This is a genomic window from Chromohalobacter sp. HP20-39, assembly GCF_033052815.1.
Lineage (GTDB): Bacteria > Pseudomonadota > Gammaproteobacteria > Pseudomonadales > Halomonadaceae > Chromohalobacter.
In genome coordinates, this window is sequence record NZ_JAWHTP010001147.1 from 1 (window position 1) to 238 (window position 238).

1 pseudogene is annotated in these 238 nt (G+C 68.1%); it reads right to left on the bottom strand.

Annotated features, from left to right (window positions below):
* Nucleotides 1–238, bottom strand: a pseudogene (locus RVY79_RS21480) (hypothetical protein); the annotation flags it as partial.

Below are 238 nucleotides of genomic sequence, written 5' to 3' on the forward strand. Positions count from 1 at the left end.
CATTGAAGACGCCCCCCTGGTGAAAGAAGCCCATATGAAACGGGGCCTGCGAACTGATGGCCACCGCCGGGTTGCCGAATGGCTGACGGCCAAAGCCATAGGCCGGGTGGCCGGGGTTGTCGTCTAACAGGTTGTGGTCGTGCCCATAGTCGGGCTCGTCGCAGGCCGAGGCCAGCACCGCCCGCGCCGGCACGGCCTCACCCGGCTGCAGCGCAACGAAACGCTGCGTCGCCCCGGC